This window comes from Methylibium sp. (assembly GCF_035762065.1).
In the GTDB taxonomy this organism is placed as follows: domain Bacteria; phylum Pseudomonadota; class Gammaproteobacteria; order Burkholderiales; family Burkholderiaceae_C; genus Methylibium.
In genome coordinates this window covers 1-20653 of record NZ_DASTPW010000035.1, presented here as the reverse complement: position 1 = coordinate 20653, position 20653 = coordinate 1, and the positions used below count along the sequence as shown (strand labels likewise).

Sequence of the window (20653 nt, the reverse complement as noted above, 5' to 3'; positions counted from 1 at the left end):
CGTCGACTACGCCGACGGCTTCGGCCTGATCCGCGGCAGCAACACGACGCCGGTGCTGGTGCTGCGCTTCGAAGGCCACACCGAAGCGGCGCTGCACCGGATCGAGAACGACTTCATGGCGGCGCTGCGGGCGGTGAAGCCGGACGCGAAGGTGCAGCAGGCGGCGCATTGAGTCGTTGTCTTCGGTTCGGTGGCTTGGAGGTGCTCGAGCGCGCCGAGCCCATCGGGTGATCCCCTCCGCTCATGTCTCCGGCCCGGAGTACCGCGCCTCCCCCTTGACCTCGCTGCGGGGGTCACCCGATGCCCTCGGCGATCCGGAACCGTTCCTCAGCCGTCGAAGAGGACTGTCCGTGCTTGATCGGAACGGCAGCGCGCTCTGCGCAGCGACATAAAGGAGGAGGCCCGGTACTCCGGGCCGGGGGACAGTCGCGGAGCAGAGCGCGCCGACGGTCCGATCCCGAGCCATCCCAAACAAGGCACGCGGCACACTCCCGCCCGATGCGCGTCCTGATCGTCCGTCTCTCGTCGCTCGGCGACATCGTCCATGCCGCCGCGGTGCTGCCCGACATCGCGCACGCGCATCCGGCCGCACGGATCGACTGGGTCGTCGAGGAAGCCTTCGTGCCGCTCGCGCGCTGCATGCAGGGCATCGAGCGGATCGTGCCGATCGCGCTGCGTCGCTGGCGCGGCGACGTGCTCGGCTCGCGCGACGAGATCGGCGCCTTCTGGCGCGAACTGCGCCGCGAGAGCTACGACGCAGTGATCGATCTGCAAGGGCTCGCGAAGAGTGCCGCGGTCGCGCGCGCGGCGCGCATCGAGCCGGGCGGCTTCCGCTACGGCCTTGCCAACCGCACCGACGGCTCGGCCTACGAGCCCGTCGCTCGCTGGGCCTACGGGCAGGCGGTGCGGATGCCGGCGCGCATCCATGTGGTCGATCGCTCGCGGCAGCTGGTGGCATCGGCGCTCGGGCATGCGGTCGAGGCGCCGCCGCGGGTGCCGTGGCGTGCGGGCGAGGTCGCGGCCGACGACGCGCTGTGGGCCGACCCGCGCGCGGTGCTGCTGGTGCACGGCTCGGCCAAGCCGGTGAAGCTGATCGGCGCGCGCTTCTGGGTCGAGCTCGGTCAGACGCTCGCGCGGCGCGGCGCGAAGGTCTGGTTGCCCTGGGGCAACGAGGTCGAACGCGACCGCGCCGACGCGATCGCCGCCGGCATCGGCGAGCACGCCGCGGTGCTGCCGCGGCTCGCGCTCGACCGGCTCGCCGCGGTGCTGACGCGGCTGCACGGCGCGATCGGCCTCGACACCGGCCTGACCCACATGGCCGCCACGCTGGGCCGCCCGACGGTGCAGCTGTTCGTCGAGGACAAGGCCTGGCGCGCCGCCGCCTACTGGGAGCCGAAGACCGCGGTGCTGCAGCAGAGCGAGGCTGCGCCGCCGACGGTGGCGCAGGCGATCGAGGCCTGGGAGCGCGTCGCTTGAAGGCGGCGCTGGCACGGGCGGGCTATCGCGTCTTGCTCGTGGCGATCGCGCCACTGGTGGTGGCGCGCTGGTGGTGGCGCGGCCGGCGCGAGCCGCTGTACCGCCACGCGATCGGCGAGCGCTTCGGGCGCTACACCGCGCCCCTCGACGCGGGCTCGGTGTGGATCCATGCGGTCTCGCTCGGCGAGACGCGCGCGGCGGCCGCGCTGATCGACGCGCTGCGCGCGCAGCGGCCCGGCCTGCGCCTGCTGCTGACGCACGGCACCGCCACCGGCCGCGAAGCCGGCCGCGCGTTGCTGCGCGGCGGCGACGCACAGTGCTGGCTGCCTTACGACCTGCCGGGCGCCGTCGAACGCTTCTTCGCGCAGGCGCGCCCCGCGGTCGGGGTGCTGATGGAGACCGAGATCTGGCCCGGCCTGATCGAAGGCGCACGCGCCGCCGGCGTGCCGCTGCTGCTGGCGAACGCGCGGCTCAGCGAACGCAGCCTGCGCCGTGGCCGGCGCGCGCAGGCGCTGCTGGGGCCGGCGATCGCGGCACTCGACCGCGTGCTCGCGCAGACCGAGTCCGATGCCCAGCGGCTGCGCGCGGCCGGCGCTCGGCGCGTCGAGGTGATGGGCAATCTGAAGTTCGATGCGGCGCCGGCTGCTGCGCTGCTCGAACGCGGGCGCGCCTGGGCCGCTTCGAGCGCGCGGCCGACCGTGCTGGCCGCGAGCACGCGCGAAGGCGAGGAGGCGGCGCTGCTGGCCGCCTGGCGCCGCGCGCGACCGGCGGCACGGCTGCTCGTCGTGCCGCGGCATCCGCAGCGATTCGATGAAGTGGCGGCGCTGATCGAGCAGGCCGGCTTCAGGCTTTCGCGCCGCAGCGGCTGGGGTGAGGGCGCGCCGGCCGAGGCTGCCGACGTCTGGCTCGGCGACAGCGTCGGCGAGATGCCGGCCTACTACGGCTGCGCTCAGGTCGCGCTGCTCGGCGGCAGCTTCGCGCCGCTGGGCGGCCAGAACCTGATCGAGGCCGCCGCCTGCGGCTGCCCCGTCGTGATGGGCCCGTACACCTTCAACTTCGCGCAAGCGGCCGAGCAGTCGCTCGAGGCCGGCGCAGCGTCGCGCGTGGCCGATCTCGACGCCGCGGTCGATCGCGCGCTTTCGATCGCGGGCGATGCCGTCGAGCGCGCCGCGATGAGCGAACACGGCCTGGGCTTCGCCGCCGCGCACCGCGGCGCCGCCGCGCGCATGGCCTGTGCGGTGATTCAGGAGGCGCGCGACTTGCGCCGCTCGTAGAACGCCATCAGCGGCGTGACCGACACGCCATGCAGCAGCACCGAGGCCGCGACGACGGCAAGCGTCAGCGCCGCGATGCGCCCGGCCAGATCGGCCGGCAGGCCGTGCGTGACCGAATAGGCCAGGTAGTAGATCGAGCCGATGCCGCGGATGCCGAACCAGGCGATCAGCCGGCGCTGCAGCCGCGAGGTGTCGGAACGCGCAAGCCCGATCGCGACGGCCACCGGCCGCACGACGACCAGCAGCAGCACGACCAGCAGCCACGAGGCCTCGCGCCAAGCGATCGACCACAGCAGCGCGCCGACCAGCACCACCGCTAACACCTCGGCGATGCGCTCGATCTGCTCGTTGAAGCTCAGTGCCGCGTGGGCCATGAAGGCGCCGGCCTTGGCCTCGTGGGTGGCGAGCGATTCGCGCTCGCCGGCGTTGTCGAGGCCGGGCGCGGCCGGCAGGCTGGCGGGCGGCGCATCGACGGCGGCCGGCTGCGTGCTTCCGCGCTTCGCGGCGTCGCGCCGCTCGACCCGGCGGTAGGCGAAGCCGGCCGCGAACACCGCGAGGAAACCGTAGCCGTGCAGCAGCGCGGCGATGCCGTAGGCCAGCGCGGTGAGGCCCAGCGCGATGAAGTTGTCGAGCCCGACCGCCGACTTGTAGCGCCGGCGCAGATGCAGCACGCCTTCGCCGATGCCCGTGCCCAGCAGCGCGCCGACCGCCAGGCCGCAGCCGGTGGCCCAGACAAGATCGATCGCGACCCAGCGCAGCCCGAACGGGCCCAGCTCGTGCACGCCGAGCAGGCCGAGGCCGAGCATCACCAGCGGGAACGCCGCGCCGTCGTTGAGCCCGCCTTCGCCGGTGAGCGCGAAGCGCAGGCGGTCGCGGTCGCCGGGTTCGGCGATCTGCACGTCGGAGGCGAGCACCGGATCGGTCGGCGCGAGGATCGCGCCGAGCAGCACCGCCGCGCCGAGCGGCAGGCCCAGCAACAGCACGCCGACCAGCGTCACCAGCACGACGGTCACCAGCATCGAGGTGGTCGCCAGCCGCAGCGGCAGTGCCCAGCGCGGATCGCCGGTGTGCGAGCTCATCTTCAGCCCGGCGGTGAACAGCGAGATCAGCACGACGATTTCGGCGAGGTGCTCGATCCAGCTGGCGTGCTCGAGGAGGTCGAGCTGCAAGGCGCCGGTCCACCACGGGCTCAGCGCGGCACCGACGGCCAAGTAGACGATCGAGCTGCTCAGCGGCGCGCGCTGCAGCAGCGACACCGACAGCGCCATCACGACCAGCAGCGTGCCGACGAGGGTGGACCAGTGGGCGAAGTCCATGCAGCTTGCCTGGAGGCAAGCCGCGAACCTGCGCCGTCAGCCGGGTTTCAGCGCGCGCGCGATCTGCGGCACGAGTGTCGGGCCGCGGTAGATCAGGCCGGTGTAGATCTGCACCAGGTCGGCACCCGCGGCGCGTTTGGCCTGCGCGTCGGCGGCGCTCATCACGCCGCCGACACCGACGATCGGAAAGCGCTCGCCCAGCGCGGCACGCAGCTGCGCGATCACGCGATCGCTCGCGGCGCGCACCGGCCGGCCGCTCAGGCCGCCGACCTCGCTTGCGTGCGGCAGGCCCTGGACCGCGTCGCGTGCGAGCGTGGTGTTGGTGGCGATCACGCCGTCGATCGCGTGCTTCCGCAAGGCGGCGGCGATCAGCGCGACCTGCGCTTCGTCGAGATCGGGCGCGATCTTCACGAGCATCGGCACGCGCCGCGCGTGCTGCGTGGCGAGTGCTTCGCGGCGCTCGACGAGCGCGCCGAGCAGTGCGTCGAGCGCCGCGTCGCTCTGCAGGCTGCGCAGGTTCTGCGTGTTCGGGCTAGAGATGTTGACGGTGACGTAGTCGGCATGCGGGTAGACGCCGTCGAGGCCGAGCAGGTAGTCGTCGGTGGCGCGCTCGATCGGCGTCGCCGCGTTCTTGCCAATGTTCAGGCCGAGGATGCCGCCGCGCTTGCGGTACTGCGCGCGTTGCACGTTCGCGATGAAGGCCGCGAGCCCTTCGTTGTTGAAGCCCAGCCGGTTGATCAGCGCCTCGGCGTCGGTGAGCCGGAAGATGCGCGGCTTCGGGTTGCCGGCCTGGGCGAGCGGCGTGACGGTGCCGACTTCGATGAAGCCGAAGCCCATGGCGCCGAGACCGTCGATGCAGCGGCCGTTCTTGTCGAGGCCGGCGGCGAGGCCGACGCGGTTCGCGAAGCGCAGGCCGGCGATCGTGATCGGGTCGTCGACGCGCGGCTGCTGCCACAGGCATTGCAGCGGCGTGTTCTGCAGCTTCTCGATCGACGCGAGCGTCAGCTCGTGCGCCTGTTCCGCATCGAGGCCGAACAGGAAGGGGCGGGTGAGGGCGTAGGGGATCGCGGGCAGCGGCATGGCGGCGATTGTCTTCGCCACTTCACAATGGCCGCCCCTCTTTCACCCGATCGACTTATGGACGCGCAGCAGATGAAGCAGGCGGTCGCTCGCGCGGCGCTCGACCACGTCGTCCCCGGCCGCATCGTCGGCGTCGGCACCGGCTCGACGGTGGACTGCTTCATCGACGCGCTCGCGACGATCCGGCAGCGCATCGCCGGCGCGGTATCGAGCTCGGAGCGCAGCACGCAGCGGCTGCGCGGCCACGGCATCGAGGTGTTCGGGATCGACGCGATCGCGGAGCGGCTGCCGGTCTACGTCGACGGCGCCGACGAGATCGATCCGCGCGGCAACATGATCAAGGGCGGCGGCGCGGCGCTTACCCGCGAAAAGCTGGTGGCGGACTTGTGCGAGCGCTTCGTCTGCATCGCCGATGCGAGCAAGCGCGTCGAGGTGCTCGGGCGCTTTCCGCTGCCGGTGGAGGTGCTGCCGCTGGCCGCGGCCCGGCTCGTGCAGCGCTTCGCCGCGATCGGTGGGCGCGCCGTGCCGCGCGAAGGCGTGGTGACGGACAACGGCCTCGCGATCCTCGATGTGCACGGCCTCGCGATCGACGATCCGCTCGCCTTCGAGCAGGAGGTCAGCCAGTGGCCCGGCGTGCTGACGGTCGGCGTCTTCGCGCGCCACCGGGCAAGCCTGTGCCTGCTCGGCACGCCGGAGGGCGTGCGGACGATCGCCTACTGATCGGCGAGGATCAGAAGCGGATGCCTTCGGGCGCGCGCTCGAAGGCCGGCGGCAGCGTGGCCGGCGCGGGCGCTGCGGCCGGCGCGGCGGGGCGGGCCTGGCTCGCGACGGCCTTCGGCTCGGTCAGCGGCACGGGCTCGGGCGGCCGGTAGCTCGGGGGCAGCGCCGACTGCTTCGGGTAGCCGGCGGCGTCGAGGTAGCTCGCCCACTCGACATCGTTGTAGCCCTTGAGCTGCTGGCTGCCGATGCGCAGCACCGGCAGCTCCGTGCTCGACTCGGCCGTCCTGAAGGCGGCGATGTCGGCGTCGGTCTTGACCGTCTTCTCGACGAAGGGGATGCCGCGCTGGCGCAGCATCGCGCGGCCCGTTAGGCAGGCTTCGCAACCCTCGCCGCTGTAGAGCGTGACCGGGTAGCGCTCGGCCGTCTGGCGCAGCTCGAAGGGCAGGTTCGAGGCCGGTGCCGCGGCGCCGCCGGTGGCGCGCAGCGGTTGAATGCGGTCGTTGCTGGTGACCGGCGGCCGGTCGGTGTAGGTGACGCGGCCGTTGGCGTCGATCACCTTGTATTGCGCGAAGGTGAGCGGCGCGGCCAGGGCCAGCAGGCCAAAGACGGCGCAAAGGCGGTGAAGGCGGGGCATGGCGACTCCTGGGTGAACGGCGCTGCGCGGTCAGTCTGCCATCCCCTGGTGGCGCAGCAGCGCGTCGATGCGCGGTTCGCGGCCGCGGAACGCCTTGAAGTTCTCGATCGCGCTGCGGCTGCCGCCGGCTTCCAGGATGGACTCGCGGTAGCGCCGGCCGACGGCCGGGTTGAATACGCCTTCCTCCTCGAAGGCCGCGTAGGCGTCGGCGCTCAGCACCTCGGCCCACTTGTAGCTGTAGTAGCCGGCCGCATAGCCGCCCGCGAAGATGTGGCTGAAGCTGTGCTGGAAGCGGTTGAACGCAGGGGCGGGCAGCACCGCGACCTCGGCGCGTACCGCGTCGAGCACCTGCTGGATGTCGTCGGCGCTCTTCGGGCCGGCGTGCGCGGCCGAGTGGATCAGCATGTCGAACAACGAGAACTCGACCTGCCGAAGCGTCTGCAGGCCGCTCTGGAAGTTCTTGGCCGCGAGCATCTTGTCGAACAGCTCGCGCGGCAGCGGCTCGCCGGTGTCGACGTGCGCGGTCATGTGCCGCACCACATCCCATTCCCAGCAGAAGTTCTCCATGAACTGGCTGGGCAGCTCGACCGCATCCCACTCGACGCCCGAGATGCCTGCGACGCCGATGTCGTCGACCTGCGTGAGCATGTGGTGCAGCCCGTGGCCGAACTCGTGAAACAGCGTGGTCACGTCGTCGTGCGACAGCAGCGCTGGCTTGCCAGCAACCGGCGACGCGAAGTTGCAGACGAGATGCGCGACCGGCGTCTGCAGGCCGCCCTCCGGCCGCAGCCAGCGGCCGCGCACGTCGTCCATCCAGGCGCCGGGGCGCTTGCCGCTGCGTGCGTAGGGGTCGAGGTAGAACTGGCCGACGAGCTGCGGCGCGGCGTCCGCGGCCGCACCGCGCCGCTCGATGCGGAAGAAGCGCACGTGCTCGTTCCACACCGGCGCGGTGTCGGGGCGGATCGACACCTCGAACAGCGTCTCGATGATCCTGAACAGCCCCGCGAGCACCTTCGGCTCGGTGAAGTACTGCTTCACCTCGGTGTCGCTGAAGGCATAGCGGGCTTCCTTGAGCCGCTCGGAGGCGTAGAGCACGTCCCAGGCCTGCAGGTCGGGCAGACCCAGCTCCTTCGCGGCGAAGTCGCGCAGCTCGGCGAGGTCGCGCTCGGCATGCGGGCGAGCGCGGCGCGCGAGGTCGCGCAGGAAAGCGACGACCTGCTCGGGCGTGTCGGCCATCTTCGGTACCAGCGAGACGCTGGCGAAGTCGGCATGGCCGAGCAGGCGTGCTTCCTCGTGGCGCAGCGCAAGGATCTCGCGCATCACGGGGCCGTTGTCGCGTTCGGCGGGGCCTTGCTCGCAGGCCCGGGTGACGTAGGCGCGGTACAGCGTTTCGCGCAGCGCGCGGTCGCGCGCGTACTGCATCAGCGGCAGGTAGACCGGCATGTGCAGCGCGAGGCGGTGGACGCCCGGCTTGTCGGCGATGCGGGTCGCCGCGATCACGTCCTCGGGCGCGCCGTCCAGCCGCGCGGCGGGGACCTCGAGCTTCCAGGCGTCGGTGGCGTCGAGCACGTGTTCCGAGAACTGCTGGCCGAGTTCGGCCTGGCGCGTCTGGATCTGGGCGAAGCGCTCCTTGTCGGCGCCGTGCAGCTCCGCGCCCGAAAGCACGAAATCGCGCATCGCGTTCGACAAGGCCTGGCGACGCGCCGGCCCGAGGCCTTCGCGGTCGATCGCCTTGTACTTCGCGTAGAGCCGCTCGTCGGCGCCGAGGCGCGTCATGAATTCGGTGACCCTCGGCAGCGCCTCCGTGTAGGCGGCGCGCAGCTCGGGCGTGTCGGCCACCGCGTTGAGATGAGCGACGGCGCCCCAGGCACGGCCGAGGCGTTCGGTCGCGACGTCGAGGACCGCGGACAGCGCTTCGTAGTCGGCCGGCACCTCGGTGCCGGTCGCGCGTTCGAGCGCGGCCTCGGCCTCGGCAAGCAGGCTGCTCACCGCCGGCGCGACATGCTCGGCGCGGACTTCGTCGAAGCGCGGCAGGCCGCGGGTGTCGAGCAGGGGATTGGACATGGGACCTCGCCAACGGCAAACGGACGGACCGCGATCGAGCGTCGCGGCGGCCAAGAAGTTTCGCGCGGATGGGCGAATCCGAGCCCCGCGAGGGTCGATGGCCGCGATAGCCACCGCGACGGTCGGCTTAGGCTTTGACGGCGGTCGCGCCGAGCGCGATCTTCAGCAGGTCGGCAACCGTGTTGGCGTTCAGCTTTTCCATGATGTTGGCGCGGTGCGCCTCCACCGTCTTGATGCTGATGCCAAGGTCGTCGGCGATCTGCTTGTTGAGCCGGCCGGCGACGATGCGCTCCAGCACCTGTGCTTCGCGCGTGGTGAGGCGGCTCAGCAGCGCGTCACGGCTCGCGGCCTCCTGGTGCTGGCTGAAGGCGGCGCGGGCCTGGTCGAGCATGCGTTCGACCAAGCCGAGCAGCTCGTCTTCGCGGAAGGGCTTCTCGATGAAGTCCATCGCGCCCTTCTTCATCGTCGTGACGGCCATCGGCACGTCGCCGTGGCCGGTGATGAAGACGACCGGCAGCGGGCTCTTGCGCTCGACGAGACGGTCCTGCAATTCGAGGCCGCTCATGCCGTCCATGCGGATGTCGGCGATCAGGCAGGCGACTTCGCGCGGATCGAATCGGGAGAGGAAAGACTCGGCCGAGTCGAAGCACTTGACGCGGTAGTCCTTGCCTTCGAGCAGCCACTGCAAGGAGTCGCGGACCGCTTCGTCGTCGTCGACGACATAGACGGTGCCCTTCTTCGGGATCAAGCTCATGCGTGCGCCTTTGGGGACAGTTGCGACGAGGAAAGTCACGAGGTCTCGGTCAACTTGACCGTCGCTGTCCCCGCGGCGACAGCGGGCACTTCGACAGGGATCGTGAAGGCGAAACGGCAGCCGACAACCGCCGCGCCATTGTAGAGATTCTCGGCACGGATCCGCCCTCGATGGGACTCGACGATCGAGCGGCACAGCGACAGCCCGATGCCCAATCCATCGGCTTTGGTCGAGAAGAACGCTTCGTACAAGCGCGCCAGCACTTCCTCCTTCAAACCGGGTCCTTGATCGGTCACGCTGAACTCGATCACGCCGCCTTCTTCGGCGGTGTGGCGCGGCACGACACGCAGTTCGATATGGCGGCGCGAGCTCGGCAGGTTGGCGTTGTCGATCGCCTCGGCCGCGTTCTTCAGCAGGTTCAGAAGCACCTGCTCGATCAGGATCGGATCGACACGCAACTCCGGCATGCGCTGCGCGATGTAGCTGCGGATCTCGACGTTGCGCCGGCGCACCTCGATGCTCGCGAGCTCGACCGCATCCTCGACGATGTCCTTCGCGTGAGCGGGCTGGCGCTGTGGCTCGCTGCGCTTCACGAAGGCACGGATGCGGTGGATGATCTGGCCGGCGCGCTGCGCCTGCCGCGCGGTCTTCTCGAGTGCGGCGATCAAGGCCGGCTTGTCGATCACGTCGTCGCGCACACGCGAGACCATGCCGTTGCAGTAGTTGGTGATCGCGGTCAGCGGCTGGTTCAGTTCGTGCGCGACGCTCGACGCCATCTCGCCCATCGTGATCAGCCGGCTCGTCACTTGGGCCTTCTCGGCCTGGTGCGCGGCCTGCTCCTCGGCACGGCGGCGCGCGGTGATGTCGGTGGCGATCAGCATCTGCGCGAGCCGGCCGTCGGTCCACTGCACGTAGCGCGCGCGCACGTCGAACCACTTCTGCAGGCGCGCGACGAAAACCTCGCGCGCGTCGGCCGAGGCCTCGGTGAGTTCCTGCGCGGGCAGGCCGCCGAAGCTGTCGACCGAGTCCTCCGACTCGCGCAGCAGCGCAAGGTTCTCGTCGGCGCCGGCGAGCCACGAATGCCCGCGCGCGTCGCCACCGAACCACAGGCGATAGGAGCGGTTCGCGAACAGCAGCTCGCCCTGCGCGACCGAAAGCACCGAGACGGCCGCCTCCAGTCCTTCGAGCACGGTGGTGAAGCGCTCGTGCGAAGCGGTGAGCTGATCGCGGATGCGCTTCGCCTCGGTGATGTTGGTCATCGACGTCATCCAGCCGGTCTGGTGGCCACGCGCGTCGATCAGTGGCGAGACGTACATCCGTGCGTCGAACACCATGCCGTCCTTGCGCATGATGCGGATCTCGACGCCCCCGGCCGGGCTGCGCCCCTGCAGTTCCTGCTGCAGCAGCCGCGTGTTCTCCTCGATGCGGTCCGGCGGCCAGTAGGGGAAGGGCGGCCAGCGGCCGATCAGCTCGTCTTCGGAGAAGCCGGTCATCGCGCAGAACGCCGGATTCACGTAGGTGATGCGGCCTTCGAGATCCATGGCCCGCATGCCGGTGAGCATGGAGTTCTCCATCGCGCGACGGAAATTCGTCTCGGAGACCAGCGTGCTCTGGATCTGCGCGCGCCGGCGCATGTGGCGCCAGCTGCCGAGCAGCATCCACACCGTCAGCGCCGAAAGCGCCACCACCATCCAGAACAGCGCATTGCCGATCAGGCCGATCGACGTGCGCCAGCCCTGACCCCGCACCACGATGCCGTTGTTCGCCGGCGCGAGCGGCACCGCTTCGACGAAGCCGCCGCGGCGGTTGCTTGCATCGGGCTCGCGCGAGACGCTGCTGGCGAGCACGCGATCGTTGCCGTCGAGCAGGCTGATGGCGTGCCGGCGCGTCACTTCCGAAGGCACCAGCTGGCGCAGCAAGGCCTCGACGGAGTACTCGATCGCCAGCGTGCCGGCGAAGGCGTTGCGGTCGAGCAGCGGCACGTGGATCTGGAAGACGGAGACCTTGCCCGCCGTTTCATAGGGACGCGAGTACACCGGCTGGCGCAACTCGCGTGCGGTGGCGAAGGCCCAGGCCGTCTCGCTTTCGGCGCTCGGCGCGACGGCCGGCGTGTCGCCCGGCACCGGGCGCATCAGCTCGGACGGGTGGTTGGCCGACAAGTGTTCGAGCTTCACCAGCCCGTCGGCGCCGAACCAGGCGAGGCCGAGCACCTCGGGGCGCGCGCGACTGAAGCTCAGGGCCTGGCCGGGGATGTCGTCGCCATCGATTGCCCGGGTCGCGATCTCGCGCGCCATGCGCAGCAGCTGCTCCTGGTTCTCGATCAGGCGCAAGCGGATCTGCTGCTGCGCGATCTCGGTGTCGCGCTTGACCGACTCCTGCTCGCGGTCGAACTCCTCGGTGCGCAGATACCAGAACGCGGTGACCATCGCGGCGAGGAACAGCAGCACCGAAAGCAGCGGGCCGAAGGTTGCGAAACGGTCCTGCCGGGCCGGCGTGAGCCGCTTCCACCAGCGCCGCAGCAGACGGGGCGGCAGTGCCGGGGAAGAACGCTGAGCGCCAAGGTCCGAGGCATGCCACTGCATCCGGGGATTATCCGGTGGCGCTTCGAAGGCAAGGCTGGCCTCATGTGCCGAGGCCCTTGGCCGCCGCCGAGAGAAGGTGCCGCTCTGCCGGAAGATTTCTTTATGCAAAACGCTGTCGCGTTATCCGGAAACCGTGCGAGACTCGCGCCCGTCGCCGGTGACCGCCCGGCCGTCAATCACAGGAGACCGCCATGTCCGCCCTGCCGCAGGCCGCCAACGACAGCACCGACACCGACAACCTCGAGACCCGCGAATGGCTCGACGCGCTGGCCGCCGTCATCGACAGCGAAGGCCCCGAGCGCGCGCATTTCCTGCTCGAGCGCTTGATCGCCGAGGCGCGTCAAGCCGGCATCGACGTGCCGTTCTCGGCCACCACGCCCTACGTCAACACAATCCCCGCCGGCCAGGAGCAGCACAGCCCGGGGCGGATCGACGTCGAAGAGCGCCTGCGCGCCTACATGCGCTGGAACGCGATGGCGATGGTCGTCAAGGCGAACCGCCTCGACCCGGCCGACGGCGGCGACCTCGGCGGCCACATTTCCAGCTTCGCGTCGCTCGCGACGATGTTCGGCGCCGGCTTCAACCACTTCTGGCACGCCGACGACACCGACGCCGGCGGCACCCACGGCGGCGATCTCCTCTACATCCAAGGCCACAGCTCGCCAGGCATCTACGCGCGCGCCTTCATGGAAGGCCGCATCACCGAAGAGCAGCTGCTGCATTTCCGCCAGGAGGTCGACGGCAAGGGCCTGTCGAGCTATCCGCACCCGAAGCTGATGCCCGAGTTCTGGCAGTTCCCGACGGTGTCGATGGGCCTCGGCCCGCTGATGGCGATCTACCAGGCGCGCTTCCTGAAGTACCTGCACGCGCGCGGCATCGCGAACACCGAGAACCGCAAGGTGTGGGTCTTCTGCGGCGACGGCGAGATGGACGAGCCGGAATCGCTCGGCGCGATCAGCCTCGCGGCGCGCGAAAAGCTCGACAACCTGATCTTCGTCATCAACTGCAACCTGCAGCGGCTCGACGGCCCGGTGCGCGGCAACGGCAAGATCATCCAGGAGCTCGAAGGGGAGTTCCGCGGCTCCGGCTGGAACGTCATCAAGCTGATCTGGGGCAGCTACTGGGACCCGCTGCTCGCGCGCGACAAGGAAGGCCTGTTGCGCAAGGTGATGATGGAGACGGTCGACGGCGACTACCAGGCGATGAAGGCCAACGACGGCGCTTTCGTGCGCAAGCACTTCTTCGGCCAGCACCCGAAGCTGCTGGAGATGGTCGCGAAGCTGTCCGACGACGACATCTGGCGCCTGAACCGCGGCGGCCACGATCCGCACAAGGTCCATGCCGCTTATCACGCGGCCACCACGCACAAGGGCCAGCCGACGGTCTTGCTGATCAAGACGGTCAAGGGCTTCGGCATGGGCAAGATCGGCGAGGGCAAGAACACCGCTCACCAGACGAAGAAGCTCGTCGACGAGGACGTGAAGGCCTTCCGCGACCGCTTCAACATCCCGATCCCCGACGACAAGCTGGCGGACATCCCCTTCTACAAGCCGGCCGACGACACGCCGGAGATGCAGTACCTGCACGCGCGCCGCAAGGCGCTCGGCGGCTACCTGCCGAAGCGCCGCGCGAAGGCGAGCGAGCAGCTCCCCGTGCCCGAGCTCTCCGCGTTCCAGGCGGTGCTCGACGCGACGCCCGAAGGCCGCGAGATCAGCACGACGCAAGCCTTCGTGCGTTGCCTCAATGCGCTGCTGCGCGACAAGGCGCTCGGCCCGCGCACCGTGCCCATCCTCGTTGACGAGGCGCGCACCTTCGGCATGGAGGGCCTGTTCCGCCAGATCGGCATCTACAACCCCGCGGGGCAGCAGTACACGCCGGTCGACAAGGACCAGGTCATGTACTACAAGGAAGACAAGGCCGGCCAGGTGCTGCAGGAAGGCATCAACGAAGCGGGCGGCATGAGCAGCTGGATCGCCGCGGCGACGTCGTACTCGACGAACAACCGCGTGATGATTCCGTTCTTCGTCTACTACTCGATGTTCGGCTTCCAGCGCATCGGTGACTTGGCCTGGGCCGCCGGCGACATGCAGGCGCGCGGCTTCCTGCTGGGCGGCACTTCGGGGCGCACCACGCTCAACGGCGAAGGCCTGCAGCACGAGGACGGCCACAGCCACATCCTCGCGGGCACGATTCCCAACTGCATCAGCTATGACCCGAGCTTCGCGCACGAGGTCGCCGTGATCATTCACGACGGCTTGAAGCGCATGGTGGAGAAGCAGGAGAACGTTTACTTCTACTTGACGCTGCTCAACGAGAACTACCCGCAGCCGGGCCTGAAGGGCGGCACCGAGCAGCAGATCCTCAAGGGCATGTACCTGCTGCAGGAGGCGGGCGCGCAGAAGCAGAAGGACGCGCCGAAGGTCAATCTGCTCGGCAGCGGCACGATCCTGCGCGAGTCGATCGCGGCCAAGGAGCTGCTGGAGAACGACTGGGGCGTCGGCGCCAACGTCTGGAGCTGCCCCAGCTTTAACGAGTTGGCCCGCAACGGCCAGGACGCCGAGCGCTGGAACCTGCTGCATCCCACCGACAAGCAGCCGCGCGTGCCCTTCGTGACGCAGCAGCTCGAGCCGCACGCCGGCCCGGTGATCGCCTCGACCGACTACATGAAGAACTACGCCGAGCAGATCCGCGCCTTCATCCCGAAGGGGCGCAGCTACAAGGTGCTGGGTACCGACGGCTTCGGCCGCAGCGACTTCCGCACCAAGCTGCGCGAGCACTTCGAGGTGAACCGCCACTACGTCGTGGTCGCGGCCCTGAAGGCGCTGGCCGACGATGGTGCGCTGCCGGTGGCGAAAGTGGCCGAGGCCATCGCGAAGTACCGCATCGACGCCGACAAGATCAACCCGCTCTACGCATAACACGCCCGCGCGACTCGCGCGCACGGAGACAACAACATGGCGCTGGTGGAAGTGAAGGTCCCCGACATCGGGGACTTCGATCAGGTCGCGGTCATCGAGGTGCTCGTCAAGCCGGGCGACACGATCAAGGCGGAGCAAAGCCTCATCACGGTCGAGAGCGACAAGGCCTCGATGGAGATCCCCTCGAGCCACGCCGGGGTGGTGAACGAACTGCGCGTCGAGCTCGGCGACAAGGTCAGCGAGGGCACGGTGGTGCTGACGGTCGAGGCTGCCGGTGCCGGTGCCGGTGCCGGTGCCGGTGCCGGTGCCGGTGCCGCCGCCGCGGTCGCGCCGGCCCCCTCGCCGGCGGCGCAGCCCGCGGTCAAGAGCACGCCGGCTCCGGCGGCCGTGCCTGCGGCGCCGGCCGCGGCCGGCGCGCCGGTCGAGATCGTCGTGCCGGACATCGGCGACTTCGACGAGGTCGCGGTGATCGAGCTGCTGGTCAAGCCCGGCGACGCGGTGAAGCCCGAGCAGAGCCTGATCACGGTCGAAAGCGACAAGGCGTCGATGGAGATCCCGTCGAGCCACGCCGGCACCGTCGAGAGCCTGCTGGTGAAGATCGGCGACAAGGTCTCCAAGGGCACGCCGATCGTCAAGCTGGCGTCGGCCGGCGCGCCGGCGACGGCCGCTGCGGCGCAGCCGACGGCGTCGCCCGAAGCCGCGCCGGTCGCGCCGGCCGCTGGACCCGCGGCGCTTGCGAGCCAGCCGGTCGAGCGCACCCAGCCGACCGCCGCCTTGCCGCCGCACGAGCCGGCCACGCCCGGCGGCCACCTGCCGCATGCGTCGCCGTCGGTGCGCCGCTTCGCGCGTGAACTGGGCGTGCCGCTCGATCAGGTCAAGGGCAGCGGCTCGAAGGGCCGCATCACCGCCGAGGACGTGCAGGGTTTCGTCAAGGGCGTGATGCAGGGCACGGGCGGCGGCCGGGGCGCCGCGCCGGCGGTGAAGGCCATGCCGGCTGGCGGCTCGGGCGTGGGCCTCGAACTGCTGCCTTGGCCGAAGGTCGACTTCGCCAAGTTCGGCCCGGTCGAGCGCAAGGACCTGAGCCGCATCAAGAAGATCAGCGGCGCGAACCTGCATCGCAACTGGGTCGTGATCCCGCACGTCACCAACCACGACGATGCCGACATCACCGAGCTCGAAGCCGTCCGGGTGCAGCTCAACAAGGAAAACGAGAAGAGCGGCATCAAGGTCACGATGCTGGCTTTCCTCATCAAGGCGGCGGTCGCGGCGCTGAAGAAGTTCCCCGAGTTCAATGCCTCGCTCGACGGCGAGCAGATCGTCCTCAAGCAGTACTTCCACATCGGCTTCGCGGCCGACACGCCGAACGGCCTCGTCGTGCCGGTCATCAGGGACGCCGACAAGAAGGGCGTGCTCGCGATCAGCCAGGAGATGACCGAACTCGCGAAGAAGGCGCGCGACGGCAAGCTCGGGCCGGCCGACATGAGCGGCGGCTGCTTCTCCATCAGCTCGCTCGGCGGCATCGGCGGCACCTACTTCACGCCGATCATCAACGCGCCGGAGGTCTCGATCCTTGGCGTGTGCAAGAGCGCGACGAAGCCGGTGTGGGACGGCAAGGCCTTCGTGCCACGGCTGATCCTGCCGCTGTCGCTGAGCTGGGACCACCGCGTGATCGACGGCGCGGCGGCGGCGCGCTTCAACGCCTACCTGGCTCAGATCCTGGCGGACTTCCGCCGGGTGCTGCTCTAAGGAGCGCAGGATGCCGACGATCGACATCAAGGTTCCTGACATCGGCGACTTCAAGGACGTTGCCGTCATCGAGGTGCTGGTCAAGCCGGGCGACACCGTCGCTGCCGAGCAGAGCCTGATCACCGTGGAGAGCGACAAGGCGTCGATGGAGATTCCGTCGAGCCATGCCGGCATCGTCAAGGAGCTCAAGCTCGGGCTGGGCGACACGGTGAGCGAGGGCAGCGTGATCCTGTCGCTCGAATCGCAGGCCTCCGCGAGCGCGGCGCCGCGCGCGCCGATCCCGGGCGAGTCGCAGGCGCCCGCGCCCGCGCCCGCGGCGCCCGTGCCCGAGTCTCGAAGCGAGGTCGCGCCGCCCGCCGCGACGCACGCCGGCGGCGCCGATCTCGAATGCGACCTGCTCGTGCTCGGCGCCGGCCCCGGCGGCTACTCGGCCGCCTTCCGCGGCGCCGACCTCGGCTTGAAGGTGGTGCTGGTCGAGCGCTACGCCAGCCTCGGCGGCGTCTGCCTCAACGTCGGCTGCATCCCGTCGAAGGCGCTGCTGCACGTGGCCGCGGTGATGGACGAGGTGAGCCACTTCGCCGATCTCGGCGTGAGCTATGCGGCGCCGACGATCGACGTCGCCAAGCTGCGCGCGCACAAGTCGAAGGTCGTCGGCAAGCTCACCGGCGGGCTGGCGCAGATGGCCAAGATGCGCAAGGTGACGGTGGTGCGCGGCACCGCCAAGTTCGTCGATCCGCATCACGTGAAGGTCGACGAGACCTCGGGCGAGGCGCAGGCGACCACGGGCAGGGCTCAGGTCGTCAAGTTCAAGCAGGCCATCATCGCCGCGGGATCGCAGGCGGTGCGGCTGCCCTTCCTGCCGAACGACGAGCGCATCGTCGATTCCACCGGCGCGCTCGAACTGCGCCAGACCCCGAAGAAGATGCTCGTCGTCGGCGGCGGGATCATCGGCCTCGAGATGGGCTCGGTGTACTCGACGCTCGGCGCGCGGCTCGACGTCGTGGAGATGCTCGACGGCCTGATGCAGGGCGCGGACCGCGACCTCGTCAAGGTCTGGCAGAAGATGAACGCCAGTCGCTTCGACAAGGTCATGCTCAAGACCAAGACGGTGGGCGCCGAGGCGACGAAGGACGGCATCCGCGTGAGCTTCGAAGGCGAGGGCGCGCCGAAGGAGCCGCAGCTCTACGACCTCGTGCTGCAGGCCGTGGGGCGCACGCCGAACGGCAAGAAAATCGACGCCGACAAGGCCGGCGTCATCGTCGGCGAGCGCGGCTTCATCCCGGTCGACGTCCAGATGCGCACGAACGTCGCGCACATCTTCGCGATCGGCGACATCGTCGGCCAGCCGATGCTCGCCCACAAGGCGGTGCACGAGGCGCACGTCGCGGCCGAGGTCGCGGCGGGCGCGGTGCTCGGCGACGCGAAGCTTTCGACGAGCAGCTTCAACGCGCGCGTGATCCCGAGCGTGGCCTACACCGACCCGGAAGTGGCGTGGGTCGGCCTCACCGAGGACGAGGCCAAGGCCAAGGGCGTCAAGCTAAAGAAGGGGCTGTTCCCGTGGACGGCCTCGGGCCGCGCGATCGCCAACGGCCGCGACGAGGGCTTCACCAAGCTGCTGTTCGACGAGGCCACGCACCGCATCGTCGGCGGCGGCATCGTCGGCACGCATGCCGGCGACATGATCGGCGAGATCGCGCTCGCGATCGAGATGGGGGCCGACGCGGTCGACATCGGCAAGACCATCCACCCGCACCCGACGCTCGGCGAGAGCATCGGCATGGCGGCCGAAGTCGCGCACGGTTCGTGCACCGACCTGCCGCCGGCAAGGCGCTGACGCCATGGCCTTCGCCACCGAAACCCATCCCGGCGTCTGTGCCGCCCCCGATGCCGCGACGCGCGGCTTCGTGCTCAACCACAGCATGCTGCGCGTCAAGGACCCGCAGGTCTCGCTCGACTTTTACACGCGCGTGCTCGGCATGCGTGTGCTGCGCAAGCTCGACTTCGCGGAGATGAAGTTCTCGCTGTATTTCCTGCACGCGGCCGGCCATGCCGATGCACCGCCGGAAGACCTGGCCGAGCGCACGCGATGGACCTTCGCGCAGCGCGGCATCCTCGAGCTGACGCACAACTGGGGCACCGAGCTCGACAGCGACTTCGCCTACCACGACGGCAACGCCAAGCCGCAGGGCTTCGGCCACATCTGCTTCTCGGTGCCCGACCTCGAAGCCGCGGTGGCCTGGTTCGACGGTAACGGCGTGAGCTACGTCAAGCGCCCCGAGCAGGGCAAGATGCGCGACGTCGCCTTCATCAAGGATCCGGACGGCTACTGGATCGAGATCGTGCAGGCGTCGCGCGCGGGGCAGCTGGGACGCTGAACGAGCCGCGCAAACGACGAGGCCCGCGTCGGCGGGCCTTGTCGATTCGTCGGCGGCAGCGCGGTCTAGAACTTCGCGACACCGTCCTCCACCTTGACGCTCGCCGTCTTCGCCTCGGAAGGGGCGACGATGGCCGGCTTGTCCACCGGCGCGGTGGCATGCGGTGCGGCGCTGCCGCCGAACATGCCGGCGGCCGGCAGCAGCGGCACGATCAGCAACGCCACGATGTTGATGATCTTGATCAGCGGGTTCACCGCCGGCCCGGCCGTGTCCTTGTAGGGATCGCCGACCGTGTCGCCGGTGACGGCGGCCTTGTGCGCCTCGCTGCCCTTGCCGCCGTGATGGCCTTCCTCGATGTACTTCTTGGCGTTGTCCCAGGCACCGCCGCCGGTACACATGCTGATTGCCACGAAGAGGCCGGTGACGATGGTGCCCATCAGCAGTCCGCCCAGCGCGGCCGGCCCGAGCAGCAGGCCGACCGCGATCGGCACCACCACCGGCAGCAGGCTCGGCACGATCATTTCCTTGATCGCCGCGGTGGTGAGCATGTCGACGGCCTTGCCGTACTGCGGCTTCGCGGTGCCTTCCATGATCCCGGGGATCTCCTTGAACTGGCGGCGCACCTCGACCACCACCGAGCCCGCGGCGCGGCCGACGGCTTCCATCGCCATCGCGCCGAACAGGTAGGGGATCAGGCCGCCGATGAACAGGCCGATGATCACGTTCGGATTGCTGAGGTCGAAGCTCACCAGCTTGCCGGCGGCTTCGAGCGTGTGCGTGTAGTCGGCGAAGAGCACCAGCGCGGCCAAGCCGGCCGAGCCGATCGCATAGCCCTTCGTGACGGCCTTGGTGGTGTTGCCGACGGCGTCGAGCGGGTCGGTGATGTCGCGCACGCTCGAGGGCAGTTCGGACATCTCGGCGATGCCGCCGGCGTTGTCGGTGATCGGGCCGTAGGCATCGAGCGCGACGACGATGCCGGCGAGGCTCAGCATCGAGGTTGCCGCGATCGCGATGCCGTACAGGCCGCCGAGCGCATACGACGCGAGGATCGCGATGCACACGAACACCACCGGCCACGCGGTCGAGCGCATCGAGACGCCCAGGCCCGCGATCACGTTGGTGCCGTGGCCGGTGGTCGAGGCCTGCGCCACGTGCTTGACCGGCGCGTACTGCGTGCCCGTGTAGTACTCGGTGATCCACACCAGCGCCGCGGTCAGCACGAGGCCGACGACCGCGGTGCCGAACAGGCGCAGCTGCGTGCCGCTCGCGTACAGCGCGTTGTCCGGCACGATCCACGCGGTGATGAAGTAGAAGCCGACGAGCGAGATCACGCCCGCGACGATCAGCCCCTTGTAGAGCGCCGGCATCACGTTCTTCATCTCGGGCGTCGCCTTCACCGCGCTGCAGCCGATGATCGACGCGATGATCGAGAAGCCGCCGAGTGCCAGCGGATAGAGCGCGGCCTGCATCGGCGCGGCCGTGACCATCAGCGCGCCGAGGACCATCGTCGCGATCAGCGTGACGGCGTAGGTCTCGAAGAGGTCGGCGGCCATGCCGGCGCAGTCGCCGACGTTGTCGCCGACGTTGTCGGCGATCACCGCCGGATTGCGCGGGTCGTCCTCAGGAATGCCGGCCTCGACCTTGCCCACCAGGTCGGCGCCGACGTCGGCACCCTTGGTGAAGATGCCGCCGCCGAGCCGCGCGAAGATCGAGA

At 69.8% G+C, this 20653-nt stretch carries 14 protein-coding genes and 1 pseudogene; 8 read left to right on the top strand and 7 right to left on the bottom strand.

All coding sequences use genetic code 11. The features are described from left to right. From VFR90_RS09490 to VFR90_RS09480, 3 genes and pseudogenes are all read left to right on the top strand, one after another. Positions 1-172 (top strand): annotated as a pseudogene (locus VFR90_RS09490) (phosphomannomutase/phosphoglucomutase); the annotation flags it as partial. Positions 173-498: 326 nt separating this feature from the next. Beyond that, positions 499-1476 (top strand): lipopolysaccharide heptosyltransferase I, encoded by a 978-nt coding sequence (waaC, locus tag VFR90_RS09485; RefSeq protein ID WP_326405880.1) that lies wholly within the window; start codon positions 499-501, stop codon positions 1474-1476. Between the two features lie 38 nt (positions 1477-1514). Beyond that, positions 1515-2750 carry a 3-deoxy-D-manno-octulosonic acid transferase gene (locus tag VFR90_RS09480; RefSeq protein ID WP_326405879.1) on the top strand — a complete coding sequence of 412 codons (1236 nt, stop codon included), beginning with the start codon at positions 1515-1517 and terminating at the stop codon, positions 2748-2750. Here VFR90_RS09480 and VFR90_RS09475 read toward each other — a convergent pair. Together VFR90_RS09475 and VFR90_RS09470 are read right to left on the bottom strand one after the other, a co-directional pair. Continuing rightward, entirely contained in the window at positions 2720-4066 is a 1347-nt protein-coding gene (locus VFR90_RS09475; protein WP_326405878.1) for a cation:proton antiporter, read from the bottom strand. The genes VFR90_RS09480 and VFR90_RS09475 overlap by 31 nt on opposite strands. A 36-nt stretch (positions 4067-4102) precedes the next feature. After that, positions 4103-5146, bottom strand: a complete 1044-nt coding sequence (locus VFR90_RS09470) for a quinone-dependent dihydroorotate dehydrogenase (RefSeq protein WP_326405877.1) — start codon at positions 5144-5146, stop codon at positions 4103-4105. Positions 5147-5203: 57 nt separating this feature from the next. Between VFR90_RS09470 and rpiA the strand changes: the two genes are divergently transcribed. Continuing rightward, on the top strand, positions 5204-5866 hold the full coding sequence (rpiA, locus tag VFR90_RS09465; RefSeq protein WP_326405876.1) for a ribose-5-phosphate isomerase RpiA: 663 nt from the start codon (positions 5204-5206) through the stop codon (positions 5864-5866). A 10-nt stretch (positions 5867-5876) separates the two neighbouring features. On the opposite strand, the gene VFR90_RS09460 is transcribed toward rpiA, so the two are convergent. From VFR90_RS09460 to VFR90_RS09445, 4 genes are all read right to left on the bottom strand, one after another. Then, a complete protein-coding gene (locus tag VFR90_RS09460; RefSeq protein ID WP_326405875.1) occupies positions 5877-6500 on the bottom strand; it encodes a glutaredoxin family protein in 624 nt (207 codons plus the stop codon). A 30-nt stretch (positions 6501-6530) separates the two neighbouring features. Further along, positions 6531-8564: a M3 family metallopeptidase gene (locus VFR90_RS09455; RefSeq protein ID WP_326405874.1), complete on the bottom strand. Its 2034-nt coding sequence runs from the start codon at positions 8562-8564 to the stop codon at positions 6531-6533. A 127-nt stretch (positions 8565-8691) separates the two neighbouring features. After that, positions 8692-9318, bottom strand: a complete 627-nt coding sequence (locus VFR90_RS09450) for a response regulator transcription factor (protein ID WP_326405873.1) — start codon at positions 9316-9318, stop codon at positions 8692-8694. Between the two features lie 35 nt (positions 9319-9353). Further along, positions 9354-11900, bottom strand: coding sequence for a PAS domain S-box protein (locus VFR90_RS09445; RefSeq protein ID WP_326405872.1), 2547 nt, complete (start codon positions 11898-11900; stop codon positions 9354-9356). 191 nt (positions 11901-12091) lie between these two features. Here VFR90_RS09445 and aceE point away from each other — a divergent pair, with 191 nt between their 5' ends. Genes aceE through gloA form a run of 4 tightly spaced genes read left to right on the top strand, consistent with a single transcriptional unit; the run spans position 12092 to position 18939 of the window. Next, positions 12092-14818, top strand: a complete 2727-nt coding sequence (gene aceE / locus VFR90_RS09440; protein WP_326405871.1) for a pyruvate dehydrogenase (acetyl-transferring), homodimeric type — start codon at positions 12092-12094, stop codon at positions 14816-14818. Positions 14819-14854: 36 nt separating this feature from the next. Continuing rightward, positions 14855-16564 carry a dihydrolipoyllysine-residue acetyltransferase gene (gene aceF / locus VFR90_RS09435; RefSeq protein ID WP_326405870.1) on the top strand — a complete coding sequence of 570 codons (1710 nt, stop codon included), beginning with the start codon at positions 14855-14857 and terminating at the stop codon, positions 16562-16564. Between the two features lie 10 nt (positions 16565-16574). Then, positions 16575-18398 carry a dihydrolipoyl dehydrogenase gene (gene lpdA / locus VFR90_RS09430; protein WP_326405869.1) on the top strand — a complete coding sequence of 608 codons (1824 nt, stop codon included), beginning with the start codon at positions 16575-16577 and terminating at the stop codon, positions 18396-18398. A 4-nt stretch (positions 18399-18402) separates the two neighbouring features. Continuing rightward, the gene (gene gloA / locus VFR90_RS09425) at positions 18403-18939 is read left to right on the top strand and encodes a lactoylglutathione lyase (protein ID WP_326405868.1); all 537 of its coding nucleotides are present in this window, start codon (positions 18403-18405) and stop codon (positions 18937-18939) included. Between the two features lie 65 nt (positions 18940-19004). Here gloA and VFR90_RS09420 read toward each other — a convergent pair. After that, positions 19005-20653, bottom strand: a 1649-nt coding sequence (locus VFR90_RS09420) for a sodium-translocating pyrophosphatase (protein ID WP_326405867.1), incomplete at its 5' end; no start/stop codon positions are given.

Excerpts from the sequence above, each read along its gene's own strand:
- VFR90_RS09470 (WP_326405877.1), bottom strand. The coding sequence starts at position 5,146 with ATGCCGCTGCCCGCGATCCCCTACGCCCTCACCCGCCCCTTCCTGTTC.
- waaC (WP_326405880.1), top strand. The coding sequence starts at position 499 with ATGCGCGTCCTGATCGTCCGTCTCTCGTCGCTCGGCGACATCGTCCAT.
- aceF (WP_326405870.1), top strand. The coding sequence starts at position 14,855 with ATGGCGCTGGTGGAAGTGAAGGTCCCCGACATCGGGGACTTCGATCAG.
- aceE (WP_326405871.1), top strand. The coding sequence starts at position 12,092 with ATGTCCGCCCTGCCGCAGGCCGCCAACGACAGCACCGACACCGACAAC.
- lpdA (WP_326405869.1), top strand. The coding sequence starts at position 16,575 with ATGCCGACGATCGACATCAAGGTTCCTGACATCGGCGACTTCAAGGAC.
- gloA (WP_326405868.1), top strand. The coding sequence starts at position 18,403 with ATGGCCTTCGCCACCGAAACCCATCCCGGCGTCTGTGCCGCCCCCGAT.
- VFR90_RS09445 (WP_326405872.1), bottom strand. The coding sequence starts at position 11,900 with ATGCAGTGGCATGCCTCGGACCTTGGCGCTCAGCGTTCTTCCCCGGCA.
- VFR90_RS09460 (WP_326405875.1), bottom strand. The coding sequence starts at position 6,500 with ATGCCCCGCCTTCACCGCCTTTGCGCCGTCTTTGGCCTGCTGGCCCTG.
- VFR90_RS09450 (WP_326405873.1), bottom strand. The coding sequence starts at position 9,318 with ATGAGCTTGATCCCGAAGAAGGGCACCGTCTATGTCGTCGACGACGAC.
- rpiA (WP_326405876.1), top strand. The coding sequence starts at position 5,204 with ATGGACGCGCAGCAGATGAAGCAGGCGGTCGCTCGCGCGGCGCTCGAC.
- VFR90_RS09455 (WP_326405874.1), bottom strand. The coding sequence starts at position 8,564 with ATGTCCAATCCCCTGCTCGACACCCGCGGCCTGCCGCGCTTCGACGAA.
- VFR90_RS09475 (WP_326405878.1), bottom strand. The coding sequence starts at position 4,066 with ATGGACTTCGCCCACTGGTCCACCCTCGTCGGCACGCTGCTGGTCGTG.